Below are 17,102 nucleotides of genomic sequence, written 5' to 3' on the forward strand. Positions count from 1 at the left end.
ATTGATTGCGTATTGTATAAAACATGAAGATAAAAAATAAAATTTTAAATAATATAGAAATTGAAGGGATTGCTGCTGAAGGCAACTGCATTGCCCGTCATGAAGGACAAATCATTTTTGTGCCAAGAGTAGCTCCAGGAGATATTTGTGACATCAGAATCACGAAAAGAAAGAAAAGCTACTTGCAGGCAGTTCCATTAAAAATTCACAGCTATTCTAAACTAAGAAGTGAACCATTCTGTGAGCATTTCGGAACATGTGGCGGTTGCAAATGGCAGCATATCGACTATCAGGTGCAACTAGATACCAAACAGCAGCAAGTAGTTGACAATTTGGAGCGCATAGGAAAAGTTAAATTCGACAAGATGAACCCTATAATTGGTTCTGAGCAAACTAACTACTACAGAAACAAGCTTGAATTTACCTTCTCAGATAGTCGATGGCTCACCAGGGAAGAAATTGATAGTGGAGAAGATATTGACAGAAGTGCTTTAGGCTTCCATATGCCAGGTAGGTTTGATAAAATTCTGGACATAGACCATTGCCACCTTCAACAAGACCCTTCCAATGGTATTAGAAAGAGAGTAAAGGCTTTTAGTATTGAAAATGAAATACCATTTTTCAATCTCGTTCATCAGACTGGATTTTTAAGAAATCTGATAATCAGAACTGCTTCTACAGGTCAGGTTATGGTCGTGCTACAAGTTACTCAGGATAATGAAGAGTGGACCAACGCTATTCTTGAAATGCTAGCAGCAGAATTTCCTCAGATTACATCTTTGAACTATGTTATAAACAATAAAGGAAATGATACATACCATGATCTTGAGGTAGTTAATGTGAAGGGACTGCCGTACATTGAAGAACAGATGACCAAGCCTGACGGTAGCGGAAAGTTAACCTTTAGAGTAGGTCCAAAGTCATTTTATCAGACTAATGCCAGCCAGGCAGAAATTTTATATCATGAGGCATGGAAATTAGCTGGACTTAAGGGGGATGAAGTGGTTTATGACCTTTACACCGGAACTGGAACTATCGCCAATTATGTGGCAGGTAATGCTAAGAAAGTTGTTGGTGTGGAATACATAGATGCCGCCATTGAAGATGCCAAGGTCAATTCTAAAATTAATAACGTTGAGAACACCTCTTTCTATGCCGGTGATATGAAAGATATTATGACGGCTGATTTTATTGCGAAAAATGGAGCTCCTGATGTGATAATTACTGACCCACCAAGGGCAGGAATGCACCCTGAAGTTTGTAATGTTTTGCTAGATAGTAATGCTAAGAAGATAGTTTACATCAGCTGTAATCCAGCGACACAAGCACGTGATTTAGCTATCCTTGATGTAAAATATAAAATCGTAGAAGTGCAGCCTGTTGATATGTTTCCGCACACACATCATGTAGAGAATATTACTTTGCTAGAGTTGAGATAAACAATAAAGGCAGCACTAATGCGCTGCCTTTCTCTAGTGCTATTGCTAATTCTTAATTATGATATCTCAACCCTTTAACATCACTATCAAAATACTTTTCGTATATCTCAGCGTACTTTTTGGAGTCTTTACTGCTCATTTTCTTCCCATTGACCGTAAACTCGCCATCATCATTTACATCAAGAGTTTCAATGTCCTCAGAAGATTTGATATAACCGTCCTTTACCAATTCATCTTTTAGTTCTTCATCAAATTTCTTCATCTTTTGTTCAAAGACTTTCATCTCTCTTTCCAGTTGCCCCATTTCTTCTCTTAATGATCTCATGCTTTCTCTTTCCAGCTCCATCTGCTCTTTAGCTAAAGTCCGAGCTCTTTCTACTTCTTCTCTCCAATGCTCTTCATCAAACCTCGTTAACTCTCTTTGAGCCAAGGCCATTTCTCGCTGTCTCATGGCCATCTCTTTCATGAAACGGGCTTCTTCAAATCTTTCCGTATCAATCGAGCTCATAGTTTCCTGCAATTCGTCCATCATTAGCTCCATTTCTTCCTTATGCTCTTCATAGAAGTCAGCGAACTGCTCTGAAAATTTCAGTGCAAATGCTTCGGTCCATTCATCTAAAACCATTGGTGGCATTGGAGGCAAATCAGGTATTGACGGCACAGGGTGTGCTGGAGCCACAGGGGGCACGCGTTTCTCATACCTCCAGGCATCTTTGTCTTTTTCAGTGGTGTCTGCTTCAACTAAAATTGTTTCTGGTGCCACTTCCTCATTTATGCTAAGATCCAGATCAGGTTCGACATCAATTTGAGGATCAACCTCAACATTCAAATTCACATCTATATAAGGGGGTTCAAAAGATTCGACCTCTAAAGGTTCTTCTTTTTTCTGCTGGTTTTTCGCGTTAATCGAATACCAACTAAAGCTCATTAATGAGGCGGCAAATAATACCAGTATGACCATTCTGGTATCGAGTAAGTTTTGAGTTTTCATACCTGTTAATCGTTTAATTCTGTGAAATATGTTGTTATTGTTTGAGAAATATAATGCGAGTTGAGGTTGTCTGCGAATCTCTTCTACACGAAGTAGCGTTGATGCCAGACTATAAGAATCACCAGATACTGAAAGTGCCAAATCATCACAGGCATTTTCTCTCTCAGTTCTAATGAGGTTAGATATTAACCATACAAATGGATTGAAGAAGAATACTACTTCCACCAAATGCTGGAGTACATTAACTATAAAATCATACCTTTTAACGTGTGCTAATTCATGCGCCAGAATGATCTCAAGTTGATCGTCTGATAGCCCTGTAAGCAATGAAGTAGGTATTATAATAATTGGCTTTATTGTTCCAAATACCATTGGCACATCTACCCTATTAGAAACTTTTAAGATGACATTTGCTGTCATATTTAAGCGTGACTTCAACAGCTTTAACTTATTTAACCATAATTCATTAGAGCAACTGAGGGCGTTTTTCTTTATTCTGGTAAGTAAATACCAGCCACCCAAAAGTCTGACAACCATAAAAAGAACACCAGTGCTCCAAACTGATAATATGATATTCATATTCTGTGCCAACCAACTGGTAAACGAAAAGTCGTAAACAGCATCAAAATCTTTATCAAATAGGATTTGAATATTTTTAACTCCTCCACCCATTGATACTGCTGGATCAAATAGCCAGAAGAATGTAACAACTGTGCTTATCAAATAAACCCCTAATGCAGCTACTGAAAATGTATATCTAATTTTACTATTGCTCACTCTGAAAATAGCAAGTACAAGAAACAGCAGGCAATAAACCAATAAGCCCTGCCACAATGAGTGAATAAGTGTATGACCAATCATAGGCACCACTAAATCGATATTTTTAAGTAGATCAATCATTTTTATCGTTCTTAAGTTGATCAATATACGCTCTAATCTCATCGAGCTCTTTATCAGTTGATTTGCTATTACCGAGCGCCTGCATGACCAAATTCATAGCTGAACCTTTGAATACCTTATCAACCACCTTATCCAACATTTTTTGCTGAGTTGCCGATTCAGAAATAATCGACTTGTAAATATGAGTTTTACCTTTAAGCTCTCGCGATACCAAACCCTTGTCATGCATAATCTGCAATATCTTTAGAGTGGTTGTATAACCTATCTCCTTTTCTGATCGAAGTTGGTCGTTTACTTCTCTTACAGTCTGAGGACCTTTGGCCCAAAGCACTTGCAAAATATCTAACTCTTTTTCTGTCGGTTGTGGAATCATACTATCTACGAACTATTTCGTAATACAATTATAGATTAGGTTTTCTTCTTATCCTAGTTTATTACGAAATATTTCGTAATAGGTTTTAATAGCCTTTCAGCTGACCCCACGGCCTATTTTGCAAATCAACCTAAAAAGAGCACCCTCTTTCCAACTAAAAACAGTGTTGAAACACTTTTATCCGCTTTCAATTTTATTATCTTAGAATTTGATAGTTGCAAAATGAAGAAACCCAATTACTTACGCTTTTTCACTGTCGTTGTACTTTTTATCATTTGCTATGTAGCATTATTAGCAATGTTGATAAGAATTGAGGCACACGATCCGACAGCTAAAATCAAAGACTTTGGCGATGCAGTTTGGTTTTCTATAGTTACCCTTACTACAGTGGGATATGGTGATTTACACCCTGTTACCCATGAAGGTAAAATGTTTGCCTCTATCTTTCTTATTGCTAGCCTTGGTTTCTATGGTGTAATCATAGGTCAGATTAGCAGCATTATGAGCACTATAAAAGAACATAACAAACTGGGTATGAACGGAACAAATTTCACAAATCATGTGGTCATGATTGGATGGTCAGATTTTGGTAAGGCCGTTGTTGACCAACTTATTGCTGCCGGCAGAAGTATCGCCATTGTTACAAAAGAAAAGGATAATATCGATATCATTCAGGAGTTCTATCCCAAGAAAAATGTATTCACTTTGTTCTCAGACTATAACAATTTTGAGTACCTCAATAAAATGAACATTCTGGATAGTTCTATTGTGTTTGTTAACCTAAATGATGATACTGAAAAGCTCGTATATGTACTTAATCTTAAAAAGCACTTTAATAATCTGAATTTTGTAGTTACGCTGGACAATGCCAACCTGAAAAGTACTTTTCAAAGTGCAGGCGTTACATATGCAGTATCAAAACACGAAATAGCCTCACGTTTGTTGGCAAGTTATATTTTCGAACCTGATGTAGCCATTTACTCTGAAGAGATTATTGCCTACCCACAAACGAATGAACATTATGATATAAAACAATATAAGGTTATAGAAGACAACCCATATATAGATCAGTTCTATGACAAGGTGTTCTATGACATGAAAAAGGAATTTAATGTAGTATTAATAGGTATAGTAAAGGTGGATGGAGAAACTCGAAAACTTATGAAAAACCCTGAAGAGTCTGTTAAGATTACTGAGGGCGACTACCTGATTATGATTACCAACAAAAACTCTGTGGTGAAGCTGAAAAAATTCTTCAATGTAGAAGAGGGCCATTTATAAAAGTAAAAAGCCCTGACAGATGTTCCAATGAGGTAAAACATCCATCAAGGCTTTTTCAACCAATCAGAACTAGATTTCCACTTTATCGAGATTTAAAAACTCGATTTGGCCATCTGATGATATATCAACGCCAACCAGGCTATCTTTATTGACTCTACCGGCTAATATTTCTTTAGAAAGTTCATTAAGCAGTTCTTTCTGCAATACGCGCTTCAGCGGTCTTGCTCCATATTGAGGGTCAAAACCAAGCTTGGCAAGCTGATCAAGGGCTTTATCAGAGATTTCAATCTTCACACCATTCTCAGCAAGCGTATCTTTAAGATGCTTGAATTGTATATCTACAATCTTTCTGATATCAGCTTTAGACAGTGGTCTGAACATGATAGTTTCATCTATTCTATTTAGAAACTCCGGTCGCACGGACTTCTTCAGTACTTCAAAAACTTCCTTTTTAGTTTTCTCAATTACTTCCTCAACATTCTCATCTGTCATTTTCTCAAAATTCTCCTGAATTATATGAGAACCCATATTGGTAGTCATAATGATGATGGTGTTTTTAAAATTGGCCACTCTGCCTTTGTTATCAGTCAACCTACCTTCATCCAAAACCTGCAACAAAATATTAAAGACATCAGGATGCGCTTTTTCAATCTCGTCCAGAAGTATTACTGAATAAGGCTTTCTTCTTACCGCTTCAGTTAACTGACCACCTTCATCATACCCCACATACCCGGGAGGTGCTCCCACCAACCTGCTCACAGAGTGTCTTTCCTGATACTCTGACATATCAATTCTCACCATGGCGTTATCATCATTAAAAAGATACTCTGCCAGTGCCTTTGAAAGCTCAGTTTTACCAACTCCAGTAGTTCCTAAGAATATGAAAGAGCCTATTGGTCTTTTAGGATCCTGTAATCCTGCCCTGCTTCTCCTCACTGCATCAGAAAGTGCTCTAATAGCTTCCTCCTGGCCTGCCACACGCTTACCCAACTCGTCCTCAAGTACCAATAGTTTTTCTCTTTCACTCTGTAGCATTTTTGATACCGGTATTCCGGTCCATCGTGCTACCACCTCTGCTATGTCCTCACTATCAACCTCCTCTTTCAGCATAGCATTGTTACCTTGCTGCTCTTTTACCTTAGCCTGATATTCTTCCAAATGCTGCTCTGCTTCTACCAGTTTACCATATCTGATCTCGGCTACTTTACCAAAATCACCTGCCTTTTCAGCTTGTTCAGCTTCAAATTTCAGCTTGTCGATCTTCTCCTTCTCCTCTCTTATGCCCTGCACAACAGACTTCTCATTTTCCCATTTTGCCTTCAGATTATTTCTCGACTCCGTCAATTCCGCAATAACCTTATTCAATTCACGCTCTTTGTCCTTGTCCTTCTCCCTTCTTATAGCCTCACGCTCAATTTCAAACTGCATGATTCTTCGATTCAACTCATCTAGCTCTTCAGGCATAGAATCCATTTCCAATCGAAGTTTTGCCGCAGCCTCATCCATCAAGTCAATGGCCTTATCTGGTAAGAAACGATCTGAAATGTATCGGGTAGATAACTCAACTGCTGCGATAACCGCATCATCTTTAATCCTCACCCCGTGGTGTATTTCATACTTTTCTTTAATACCTCTTAAGATCGATATGGCATCTGTCTGACTAGGTTCATCAACAGTAACTGCCTGGAACCTTCTTTCCAACGCCTTATCCTTTTCTACATATTTTTGATATTCCTTAAGGGTTGTAGCACCTATGGCATGGAGCTCACCTCTTGCCAAAGCCGGTTTCAAAAGGTTGGCAGCATCCATTGCTCCTTCTCCTCCACCTGCACCAATCAAAGTATGGATCTCATCAATAAACAGGATGATCTGACCGTCAGAGTCAGTTACTTCTTTGATAACTGCTTTCAACCTTTCTTCAAACTCACCTTTATATTTAGCACCTGCTACAAGCAGTCCCATGTCCAGCGAGATCAAAATTTTATCTTTAAGATTTTCAGGCACATCACCATCAACAATTCGTTGAGCCATGCCTTCAACAATGGCAGTTTTACCAACACCCGGTTCACCTAAAAGAATTGGATTGTTCTTTGTCCTTCTAGATAGAATCTGAAGTACCCTTCTTATTTCATCATCACGACCAATTACAGGATCAATCTTGCCTTTCTTGGCCTGCTCATTCAAATTGATAGAATAGCGCTCAAGTGATTTGTATTTAGACTCAGCATTCTGGTCTGTCACTCTACTATTGCCTCTTAACTCTTTAATGGCTGTTAATAAACCCTTATATTCAAAACCAACATCCTTTAACAAAGAAGCAACTTTGTCTTTGCCTTGTAGAAGACCTATAAGTATGTGCTCTACGGCAATATATTCGTCATTAAAGGTTTTAAGTTCTTTCTCAGCCTTCTGCAAAGCTGCACCGGCATCATTAGAAAGGTAGGGCTGTTGTCCACTTACTTTAGGGTAAGAGTCTATAATTTCATCCAGCTTATTGCTAAGATGCTGCGCATTTACGTTCATCTTCTTTACCAAAAATGAAATCAGATTTTCATCTGATGTCAATATGGCTTTGAGTAAATGCCCAGGCTCAATAGCTTGCTGTCCGTTCCCGGTAGCTACTTCAGCTCCTTTCTGAAGCACTTCCTGAGATTTTACTGTGTATTTATCAAAATTCATTTTATTAATTCCTCCAACCTCTATTCGTCAAATAATACTCCAATGAAGAGATCAGGCCATTCTGACCTGCATTTTTAAATACTTTGTAATATTTCATGCCATTATGGCAATATTTTACGATTCAAGGTGAAAAAATATAGCAACTTGTCGCTTTTCATGAACATGATTATCTTCGACCAAACACAAAATCTATGGCTCGAATAAAACTTGATCTTCCTGAAATATTCATTTTTTCAACTAACTATACTGTGCACATTTCAGATGTCAATTATGGTGGGCATGTAGGCAATGATGCCATATTAACCATTATGCAAGAAGGTAGAATGGCGCTATTAAAAGCAATGAACATAAAAGATGAACTATCCATTGATGATGGTGTTGGAATCATTGTGGCCGATGCAGCAGTTGTTTACAAATCTGAAGGTTTTCATGGTGATGAACTGGAAATAAAAATAGCCGTTGATGATTTTAACAAATTCGGATTTGATATGTACTATCAATTGATAAACGCAGCTACCAATAAAGAAGTGGCAAGAGGCAAAACCGGTATTGTGTGCCTTAACTATCAAGAAAAAAAGATCACTCCTATCCCGCCAAAATTTAAGGAAAAATTAGAGCAGGGGCTATAACTCCCTATCTTTGCAACTTATGGCAGAGGCAACCAAAAAAGATATAAGACAACTATCGGTTGAGCAGATTGGTGAATATTTCGAATCTATTGGCGAGAAGAAATTTCGTGCCAAGCAGGTAGATGAGTGGCTATGGAAGAAATCTGCCAAGGATTTTGATCAGATGACCAACCTTTCGCTTTCTACCCGAGAGCAATTGAAGAAGGACTTTGTCATCAATCACATTGCCGTGGATGACATGCAGCGCAGTAATGACGGAACCATTAAAAATGCCGTAAAGCTATTTGATGGAATGACTGTAGAATCAGTGCTTATACCGACTGATAAAAGAATAACAGCTTGTATTTCTTCACAAGTTGGTTGTAGTCTCGATTGCCATTTTTGTGCTACTGCAAGACTTAAGAGAATGCGAAACCTTAACCCTGATGAGATCTACGATCAGGTGGTGGCCATTAAAGAGCAGGGAGATCAGTTCTTTGGCAGGCCTTTGACGAACATTGTGTTTATGGGTATGGGGGAACCATTGTTGAATTACAACAACGTAATTGCTGCCATAGATAAAATCACTGGAGATAAAGGTCTTGGAATGTCTGCCAAAAGAATTACACTATCCACAGTCGGCATACCTAAAATGATCAAAAAAATGGCGGATGATGGTGTTAAGTTTAATCTGGCCATCTCATTACACTCGGCCATTGACGAAAAGCGTTCACAATTTATGCCGATCAATCAGTCAAGTCCATTGGATGATTTGGCTGATGCACTCAAACATTGGTATAATATCACCAAGCGCAAGGTGACTTATGAATATGTCGTATGGAAAGGCCTGAATGATAAGAAGGAGGATGTAGAAGCACTGGTCAAATTCTGCAAGATTATACCTTCCAAGGTAAATCTGATTGAGTACAACCCAATAGATGACGGTGAGTTTCAGCAGGCAGCTCCCGAGGCCATTGGACTATATGTCAAGGTGCTTGAAGAAAATGATATTTCAGTAACCGTAAGGAGAAGTAGAGGTAAAGACATCGATGCCGCTTGTGGACAGTTGGCGAATAAGTCAGAAGCAACTAATTAAAAGCTCAAAACTCAACCTCAGCCACCACCGGAAAATGGTCTGACGGATAGGCCATGTCTTGACTATCGCTGAGCGTAGCATATGATTTCACCTTGATTTGATCGTTGACAAAAATATAATCAATCCTTACTTCAGGTTGCTTATCAAAATGAAAGCCATTAAATGTAGCTTCAGGGCCATAAGGCTCAACGCCATTTACCAATCTTGTATCACTCATGAATTCGGTCATTCTCTTATAAGGTGCTGTATCATCTTCAAAATTGAAGTCTCCCATTACCACAACAGGTAGGTCATTCGCCAGCTCCTTTATTTTATTAATAATCACCCCAATACTCTTCTCACGAGCAACCACACCAATATGATCAAAGTGAGTATTGAAGATGAAAAAATGTTTTTTAGTATTCATGTCTTCCATTTCCGCCCAGCTACACACTCGAGGCAAAGCGGCATCCCAGCTTTTAGATGGTGATGCCGGAGTTTCTGACAACCAAAATGTACCTGACTTTATGGATTTGAAATATTTAGTATTATAAAAGAAGGCAGAATATTCTCCTTTTTGTTTTCCATCATCCCGGGCTACACCTATATATTCAAAACTTGAAAGGCCTGCTTTTATATCTTCCAACTGATGGTGTAACCCTTCCTGAGTTCCAAATATCATTGGCTCATGGTATTTCAATAGACCAATTACCTGATCTTTCCTGTTATCCCAATTGTTAACTGGGTCATTTTTATCATCAAACTTGAGGTTGTAGGACATTACCTTCATTGAGATATTATCTTGCGCAATAATGGCTGAGGTCAGTAAAGTCAGTATAAATGTAAATATGTAGTGCTTCATTTGAGTAGTAAATTGTTAACCAAAATACAAAAAAGCTTTCCTTCACTTGTCATTAGCTCAAAAAATTAGTTCTTAATCAACTAAAAATACCCTAAGAATCAGTGCATTATCATTACATAATTTGATTATAACCTATTGTGGTTATTCTAAAATGACTATATTTTGGCTTCTATTTATAATAATCAATGATCAGCTTTTTTAAGGACGTTATAAATCTGGGGGTTAATGAGGGGCAATTGTTGTTTGAACAACGGAAAATCAGGCTCGTCAATATTTTTGCTTTAATATCCGCTGGGCTTATGCTTGCTTTCAGCATGCTCAATATTGTACTAGGTGCCAATTCTCAGGCTCTGTTAATCTTAAGTGGTTGCCTTTTTATTGCCTTTCCAACTATTTACTTAAATAAAGTCGGCAGATACCAACTGGCACGATTTATATTTCTGGGGTTGGGGCTTATTTTCGTTGACATAGTGACATTCAGGGCAGTTTTTAATTTTCAAAATCGACATAATGAGGTGTTTTTGGTTGGTTACTCTACGCTTATTGTGGTGCTTATGAACAATCCTTTAAAATCTATTTTATTCTCTTTCAATGTTGTAAGCACTCTGGTAATGATTACCCTCAGGCAAACCATTGCCGGCCTGCCGATAACCAGCGACACCATTATGGCATATCTCAATGCATTAGTAGCTTTCGGCTGTGTATACTTCTTTATTAGCATTTTTAAGCAAGAGCTGATAAGAAGTGTAGGTAAAGTAGAAGAGTTTGGTGAAGAGCTGCAAAAGCAGGAAAAAGAAATACTTAAACAGCGAGATGAGTTATTTGCAAACAGACAACTTTTAAGATCAACAATAGACAGCCTGCCCGTTTTCATCAGTATGATAGACATGAAGGGCAAGTATCTTATTGCAAACTCACAATATGCGAAAGCCTTTAAAATGCCCATTTCTGAAATAGAAGGTAAGCATTACAGTGAGATATTGCCAGAATCTATACTTAAGACACATCGACTCTTAATCAACGATGGATTCAAAGGAATAGGTCGTGAGTTTGATGAAATTGCTGAAATCGATAAGCAGAATGTTATTCATAGTTTAGGCAAATATATTCCTGTATACGACTCTCGTAAGGAGCAAATTGCCCTTGCTGTATATGTTGTTGATGTTACCAAACTAAAAAAGACTGAAGCTGAACTGGTATCATTAAACGAAACTAAAAATAGACTTTTGAGTGTCATTAGTCATGATATTCGTGCTCCATTAAATTCATTAAAAGGCATTATCAATATTTCAGGAAATATCACTCAGGAAAATCTGTCTCAATTTATTAATAAGGTGAATAACCGCCTCACGATAGTAACCTTCAATCTGGATAACCTTCTGAATTGGGCCAGAGGACAAATGGATGGACTCAATTTATCTCCAGAAGAGATTAATATAAATGACCTCATCATTAGAAACATAGAAATGATGAAGGATGTAAGTAAGAAAAAGAAAGTAGAAATCATATATTCTGAAAGCAGTCCATTAAATGTTAATGCTGATCCAGAATCACTAAACCTTGTTTTAAGAAATATCCTTAATAATGCTATCAAGTTTACTCCTGAAGGTGAAAAAATTCATATCAGGAGCTTCACTGAAAATGAAAATATGTGCATTGAAGTAGTAGATAGTGGTGATGGCATAAGTGAGGAAATTATAGAACAGCTTCATAGCGGAGTTACGGCATTAAATTCTGAAGAAGGTACTATGGGTGAAAAGGGAACTGGACTTGGCCTAACGCTTAGTATGGATTTGATAATCAGAAATAATGGTGCGCTGAAATTTAAAAACAGTGATAAAGGGACGACAGTAACCATAAAAATACCTTTAGCATAGATTTTGCACTAAGCCAAATTTTAAATCTTAATATAAAACAATAAACTCAAGCCATGAAAAAACTAATTATTCTTACTGCCATTGCCTTATTTGGATTCGTTGAATATGGATTTTCTCAAGTCGAATACAAGGTTATCACCATTGTCGAATCTATTGTACCAGGAGGACTTGGTAGATCAAGGCTTATTGAAAGCACCTCCGAAGTAGATATAGATGATTTTACTACCGAAAGAACTGACGGGAAAAAAAGCAATCAGGGTAGTGTTAAGAGAAAAGATGCAAAAATCGATGACCTGAATGAGTCTAAACTTTTGAACTTCTACAGCTTGGCTGGTATTAACTTTCAAAATATTGCCTCTAACGATGCGCTCATCACCTCTAAGATGAATCAACTTTCAAATAAAGGTTGGGAGCTTATGTTTGTCACAAGTGCCGCAGAAAGTGATTCTGGAAAAGATGATGGCACTGGAATTTATATTACAAGAATGATTTTTAAGAAGTAAAAAAATAACCAAGGAGGTTGTCATTCAACTTCCTTGGGTTTTAGTTATCAATCGCCCAACCAGTTTTTAAAATCAGTAGCCTTTTCTACACTTACCGTAACCGGATCATCAGTCTTTTGATGAAGTTCTATCAATAACTTGCCTTTATGATATTTATGGGTAGCATTTATAGACTGAAAACTAATTAGATACTGTCGGTTTGCTCTGTAAAACTTCTCAGGATCAAGCTGATTCACCAGCTCATCTAAATTACTGTCCATCAGATATTTTTTATCCTCCATCGTCACAAGATAAACCACCCCATTTCTGGTATAGAAATAAGCGATATCTACAGTTTCTACAGATATCAACCGCTCACCTTGTTTAATCAAAAACCTGGATTTATACTTTTTATCATCCATCCTGATCTGACCGATCAGTGCATTTAAATCAGGGGTTCCATTACTCGAAAATGAGCTTTTCAAGTCATTATACTTCTGCAAGCTTGCCGCCAACTCTTCCCTTTTTACAGGTTTCAAAAGATAATCTATGCTATTTACTTTAAAGGCCTTCAGCATGTATTCATCAAATGCCGTGGTGAAGATTACTGGCTTAATAATTTTAACCTTTTCAAAAATCTCAAAGCTTATGCCATCACTCAGTTGAATATCCATAAAAATGAGATCAGGTGCATCATTGTTACCCAACCACTTTACAGACTCCTCTACACTGTCGATTACCTCAACTATTTCAATGTCAGGATTTATCTCCTCCAGTACTTTCTGCAGCCTTCTGAAGGCCGGTGCCTCATCTTCAATAATCAATATTTTCATGCCGACACAAGGGATTTTTCCTGAATAACCTCAATCAAAGGAACCGTGACTATAAAGTCATCAGCTGTTACTATTACATCAATTTTATGTTTACCAAAATAGGCATACCTGCTTCTGATGTTGTGCAGTCCGGTTTTAGTTGATTTGCCTATAGACTTCTTCTCTTGCAAATTGTTTTTTACCGCCAGCAGCTTTTCATCTTCAATATAAATATCGATATGCAAAGGATGAGCCTTAGATATAACATTGTGTTTAATGGCATTCTCTACAAGCATCTGCAATGTTAAAGGAGCAATGCTTTTACTTCTATGCGTCTGATCTATTCTAATATCTACTGACAAATTCTCAGGATAGCGCATTTGCAATAGAAATATATATGCCTTAACAAACTCCAACTCATCATCCAACGACACTAGTTCCCTTTCCTTGTTTTGCAAAATGTATCGGTAAACTTCAGAAAGTTTTTCTGTGAAGCCAATAGCAACATTCTGATCTTCAGCAATCAATGTAGTTAATGTATTAAGGCTGTTAAACAAAAAATGGGGACTCATCTGGTTTTGCAGCACTTCAAATTGAGTTCTTATCTGCTGGTTTTTTAAGTCCTCATTCAGTTGAATTGATGTTCGCCACTGCTCAAAGAAATAAACGTTCTCATATACTGACCCTATGATTGAAGCCGAAACAATATTAATAGGTACTTCATGCAGATAATACTCTATCGATAAGAAGTCTACTGCTTCATTTAAGTTGAAGGTGTAGCAAAGAACGGGATCTCCAACTACTAAAAAGGCTACAAGACAAGTAAAGGTAATAAGTAAGCGTCTTGGTGTCTGCCTTATTTGTGGGTAGACCTTCCTGAAGTGCATAAAAATGGCAAATGCACCATTCCAAAATACAGCAGTAAAAACGAGGGCCGTTAAATACTTGTCAAGCATTGTTTGCCCTGGCTCGCGACCATGAAGGAAAATCATGATGTAGGCTAGCACAAAAATGCCTATCCACCTCACATAAACTTCCTTAATTGTAACGCCAGCTATCTTCATCAGTCAAAATTTCTACAAAATACGGATTTATTGAATTTTAAACGAGGTCAATTTATGGTGAAACCCCAAAATCATCGATTGAAACCAGAAGAATCTAAACTCAACCTAAAGAAACAACTTCTAAAATATAATTTGAGACTGATTGAACCCTTTTACTGTTCCAACAGACTTTATTAGGGTCTTGGGCAGTTTTGCATTTTATAGATACACCACCACCAATAATTTGGCTCAAAATTCAAACAACCCAACCCATGAAAACATTAACAATTCTTTTAATCAGCACCCTTAGCTTAATGGCAACAGGTGTTTACGCCCAAACTCAGGTGGTGAAGGGCACTATCATTGACGAACAGGCTGAGTTTCCAATCATCGGAGCTTCTGTAGTGCTCATTGGCTCTGACCCCATGATCGGAGCGGTGACAGATCTTGACGGAAACTTCCGACTTGAGAAAATACCTGTAGGACGTCAATCCTTTGCAGTGCAATATATAGGCTACAAGTCCATCACTTTGCCCAATGTACTGGTAACGGCAGGTAAAGAAGTGATACTAAGTATTAAGCTGGAAGAGTCCGTAGAAAAGCTTGACGAGATCGTAATTACTGGAGAAGCAGACAAAGACCTGCCTTTAAACGATTTAGCCAAAGTAAGTGCCCGTACTTTTAGTCTTGAAGAAGTGACCAGATTTTCTGGAGGAAGAAATGATGTGGCACGATTAGCTACTTCTTTTGCTGGAGTAAGCGCTCCTGATGATTCCAGAAATGACATTGTAGTAAGAGGAAACTCACCCGTAGGTTTATTATGGAGAATTGAAGGAATACCTATTGCCAATACCAACCACTTTGCTGCATTAGGCACATCTGGTGGGCCTGTAAATGCTTTAAACACCAACTTATTAAGAACTTCAGATTTCCTGACTGGTGCCTTTCCTGCTGAATATGGCAATGCCAATAGTGCCGTGTTTGATGTCAATTTCAGAAATGGAAATACAGATAAATATGAGTTTACCGGACAGATGAGTGCCTTTAGCGGCATTGAGTTTATGGCTGAAGGTCCCTTCAGGAAATCTAAAAATGGATCATTTGTAGCCTCGTACAGATATGGCATTGCAAGCTTAGCTGCCACAGGCACAAGCGCTACTCCTTACTATCAAGACTTCTCTTTCAAAGTAAATTTTGGAGATACCAAAACCGGAAAATGGGAATTATTCGGACTTGGTGGTTTAAGCAGCATCGATTTCCTTGTTGATGAAATTGACGACACTGATCTTTTTGCGAACCCTAATGAAGATGCTTTTGTGGAAAATGAACTGGGCCTGGTAGGCTTAACCAATACACTGAGACTGAATAAAACCACATTCTTAAAAACCTCTTTTGGAGCATCTACCAACTATCAGCAATACTTGCAGGACAACCTTATCAAAGATGACAATGGTGCGCTGATCACCAAGTTTAGAGCCACCAATGTGAATAATCGAGAGAATAGGTTAACAGTAACATCAACACTAAATAAGAAGTTTAATGCCAGCTGGAGCCTCAGAACAGGATTTACCAATGAGCTCTACATTGCTGATCTATTTACTGAAGACAGAGACAACAGGGCTAATATTCCAGATAACAATAATGATAATGTTCCTGACTACTTTGTCAATCGAGGTAACCTTGACGAGTCATACAACCTGACACAGGTCTTTGCTCAAGCGGAGAAAAAAGTAACAGATGACCTTAGCATTACTACCGGGCTACACAGTCAATATCATGATTATACAGAAAAGTTTGTAGTTGAGCCTAGAGCAGCAATAAGCTGGCAGGCCAAACCTAATCAAAGATGGAGTGTAGCCTATGGCCTTCATGCTCAAGCGATACCCTCTCCCATCTTATTCTTAGATGAAGAGATAGCACCAGGAGTAACTCAAAAAACTAATAAAGATCTAGACTTCATGAAAAGCCACCATTTTGTGCTTGGTTATGATAGAAATCTCGGCCAGGACTGGAGATTAAAAGCTGAGACATACTACCAAATGCTCTATGATGTTCCTGTGGAGTCAACTCCAAGCAGCTATTCTATATTAAATGAAGGAGCAGGTTTTGTTTTTGAGGAAAAAGGCAGCTTAGTCAATGAAGGCAAAGGATCAAATATTGGTTTAGAACTGACACTCGAGAAATTCTTTAGCCGTGGATACTACTTATTGCTGACCTCATCTGTATATGATTCTAAATATGAGGGCAGCGATGGTATAGAAAGAAACACAGCATTCAACAATAACATAGTAGGCAACCTGCTATTTGGTAAGGAATGGAAGTTCGGGAAAGACGGTAAAAATGCCTGGACTTTTGACACCAAATTCACTTCAGCCGGTGGCAAACCGTATACCCCGGTTGACCTCGATGCTACCCGTGCAAATGCCGGCCGAGAGGTAAGAATGGACAACATAGCCTTTACAGAAAGATATGGCGAATACTTCCGCTGGGATGTGAAATTCGGTGTTCGAATCAATAGCAAAAACAAGAATATCTCACACCAATTCTTCGTTGACCTACAAAATGTAACCAACAGGAAGAATGAGTTTGTAAGAAGGTATAATGAGGTTACCGACCAGATAAATATTGTAGAGCAAAACGGTTTCTTCCCTGATGTTATGTATCGAATTCAATTTTAATA

The 17,102-nt window shown here is 38.1% G+C and carries 13 protein-coding genes; 7 read left to right on the forward strand and 6 right to left on the reverse strand.

What is annotated here, in order from left to right:
* The first annotated feature begins 23 nt into the window (after positions 1 to 23).
* On the forward strand, positions 24 to 1,439 hold the full coding sequence (gene rlmD / locus E1140_RS18190) for a 23S rRNA (uracil(1939)-C(5))-methyltransferase RlmD (RefSeq protein WP_155187404.1): 1,416 nt from the start codon (positions 24 to 26) through the stop codon (positions 1,437 to 1,439).
* Positions 1,440 to 1,491: 52 nt separating this feature from the next.
* Here rlmD and E1140_RS18195 read toward each other — a convergent pair whose 3' ends face one another.
* Together E1140_RS18195 and E1140_RS18200 are read right to left on the reverse strand one after the other, a co-directional pair.
* Positions 1,492 to 3,330: a M56 family metallopeptidase gene (locus E1140_RS18195; RefSeq protein ID WP_185153668.1), complete on the reverse strand. Its 1,839-nt coding sequence runs from the start codon at positions 3,328 to 3,330 to the stop codon at positions 1,492 to 1,494.
* Entirely contained in the window at positions 3,323 to 3,703 is a 381-nt protein-coding gene (locus tag E1140_RS18200; protein ID WP_155187410.1) for a BlaI/MecI/CopY family transcriptional regulator, read from the reverse strand. The genes E1140_RS18195 and E1140_RS18200 overlap by 8 nt, the downstream gene beginning before the upstream one ends.
* Before the next feature lie 222 nt (positions 3,704 to 3,925).
* Here E1140_RS18200 and E1140_RS18205 point away from each other — a divergent pair, with 222 nt between their 5' ends.
* Positions 3,926 to 4,984, forward strand: a complete 1,059-nt coding sequence (locus tag E1140_RS18205; protein WP_155187413.1) for a potassium channel family protein — start codon at positions 3,926 to 3,928, stop codon at positions 4,982 to 4,984.
* A 69-nt stretch (positions 4,985 to 5,053) separates the two neighbouring features.
* Here E1140_RS18205 and clpB read toward each other — a convergent pair whose 3' ends face one another.
* Entirely contained in the window at positions 5,054 to 7,663 is a 2,610-nt protein-coding gene (gene clpB, locus E1140_RS18210) for an ATP-dependent chaperone ClpB (RefSeq protein WP_155187416.1), read from the reverse strand.
* 191 nt (positions 7,664 to 7,854) lie between these two features.
* Here clpB and E1140_RS18215 point away from each other — a divergent pair, with 191 nt between their 5' ends.
* Positions 7,855 to 8,292 (forward strand): acyl-CoA thioesterase, encoded by a 438-nt coding sequence (locus E1140_RS18215; protein WP_155187419.1) that lies wholly within the window; start codon positions 7,855 to 7,857, stop codon positions 8,290 to 8,292.
* A 19-nt stretch (positions 8,293 to 8,311) separates the two neighbouring features.
* Complete coding sequence (gene rlmN, locus E1140_RS18220; RefSeq protein ID WP_155187422.1) at positions 8,312 to 9,367, forward strand: dual-specificity RNA methyltransferase RlmN; 1,056 nt, start codon at positions 8,312 to 8,314, stop codon at positions 9,365 to 9,367.
* A 4-nt stretch (positions 9,368 to 9,371) separates the two neighbouring features.
* On the opposite strand, the gene E1140_RS18225 is transcribed toward rlmN, so the two are convergent.
* Positions 9,372 to 10,208, reverse strand: coding sequence for an endonuclease/exonuclease/phosphatase family protein (locus tag E1140_RS18225; protein WP_155187425.1), 837 nt, complete (start codon positions 10,206 to 10,208; stop codon positions 9,372 to 9,374).
* Between the two features lie 185 nt (positions 10,209 to 10,393).
* On the opposite strand from E1140_RS18225, the gene E1140_RS18230 reads away from it, so the two are divergent.
* Both E1140_RS18230 and E1140_RS18235 read left to right on the forward strand, forming a co-directional pair.
* Positions 10,394 to 12,085 carry a sensor histidine kinase gene (locus tag E1140_RS18230; RefSeq protein ID WP_155187428.1) on the forward strand — a complete coding sequence of 564 codons (1,692 nt, stop codon included), beginning with the start codon at positions 10,394 to 10,396 and terminating at the stop codon, positions 12,083 to 12,085.
* A 53-nt stretch (positions 12,086 to 12,138) separates the two neighbouring features.
* Positions 12,139 to 12,588, forward strand: coding sequence for a hypothetical protein (locus tag E1140_RS18235; protein WP_155187431.1), 450 nt, complete (start codon positions 12,139 to 12,141; stop codon positions 12,586 to 12,588).
* A 47-nt stretch (positions 12,589 to 12,635) separates the two neighbouring features.
* Here the strand turns inward: E1140_RS18235 and E1140_RS18240 are convergent, their stop codons facing one another.
* Positions 12,636 to 13,400 (reverse strand): LytR/AlgR family response regulator transcription factor, encoded by a 765-nt coding sequence (locus tag E1140_RS18240; protein WP_155187435.1) that lies wholly within the window; start codon positions 13,398 to 13,400, stop codon positions 12,636 to 12,638.
* Positions 13,397 to 14,443, reverse strand: a complete 1,047-nt coding sequence (locus tag E1140_RS18245; protein ID WP_155187438.1) for a sensor histidine kinase — start codon at positions 14,441 to 14,443, stop codon at positions 13,397 to 13,399. Before E1140_RS18245 ends, E1140_RS18240 begins: the two co-directional genes overlap by 4 nt.
* Before the next feature lie 251 nt (positions 14,444 to 14,694).
* Between E1140_RS18245 and E1140_RS18250 the strand changes: the two genes are divergently transcribed.
* The gene (locus E1140_RS18250; RefSeq protein WP_155187441.1) at positions 14,695 to 17,100 is read left to right on the forward strand and encodes a TonB-dependent receptor; all 2,406 of its coding nucleotides are present in this window, start codon (positions 14,695 to 14,697) and stop codon (positions 17,098 to 17,100) included.
* Positions 17,101 to 17,102: the final 2 nt, after the last annotated feature.

Origin of the sequence: Fulvivirga lutimaris, from assembly GCF_009711525.1 — a bacterium.
Classification (GTDB): domain Bacteria; phylum Bacteroidota; class Bacteroidia; order Cytophagales; family Cyclobacteriaceae; genus Fulvivirga; species Fulvivirga lutimaris.